This is a genomic window from Pseudoalteromonas sp. SWXJZ94C (genome assembly GCF_015864385.1).
Taxonomy (GTDB): Bacteria; Pseudomonadota; Gammaproteobacteria; order Enterobacterales; family Alteromonadaceae; genus Pseudoalteromonas.
In genome coordinates this window covers 1-556 of record NZ_JADYXF010000163.1, presented here as the reverse complement: position 1 = coordinate 556, position 556 = coordinate 1, and the positions used below count along the sequence as shown (strand labels likewise).

The 556-nt window shown below is 44.4% G+C and carries 1 tRNA gene; it reads right to left on the bottom strand.

Annotated elements, in window-relative coordinates:
• Nucleotides 1–474: 474 nt before the first annotated feature.
• Nucleotides 475–551, bottom strand: a tRNA-Arg gene (locus tag I6F65_RS21570).
• Between the last annotated feature and the right edge of the window lie 5 nt (nt 552–556).

Sequence of the window (556 nt, the reverse complement as noted above, 5' to 3'; positions counted from 1 at the left end):
ATTAGAGCTGGTTTTACTTGTAGGCGTACAGCTTGCTGACGCGACGAGCAACGCTCGTAAATAAAGTATCAGTTATATCGGTGGTAAATAATTAGAAGCTACGCTTCTCACGCGAGCAGGCTCAGCGTCTACAGATTGCCGTCTGTTATTTCACTTTATTTCAGGCACAAAAAAACCGACTTAATGTCGGTTTGTTTATGAAAGTGGTGAGCGCAGGACGTATCTTGTAAGAGTGAACCTCCGACTTCTTGGTTCTCAATCCTCCTAAACTCTACACTTCACTTTATTTTAGGCACAAAAAAACCGACTTAATGTCGGCTTGTTATGAAAGTGGTGGGCGCAGGACGTATCTTGTAAGAGTGAACCTCCGACTTCTTGGTTCTCAATCCTCCTCAACTCTACACTTCACTTCACTTCACTTCACTTTATTTTAGGCACAAAAAAACCGACTTAATGTCGGTTTGTTTATGAAAGTGGTGGGCGCAGGAGGATTCGAACCTCCGACCGCTCGGTTCGTAGCCGAGTACTCTATCCAGCTGAGCTATGCACCCACTTT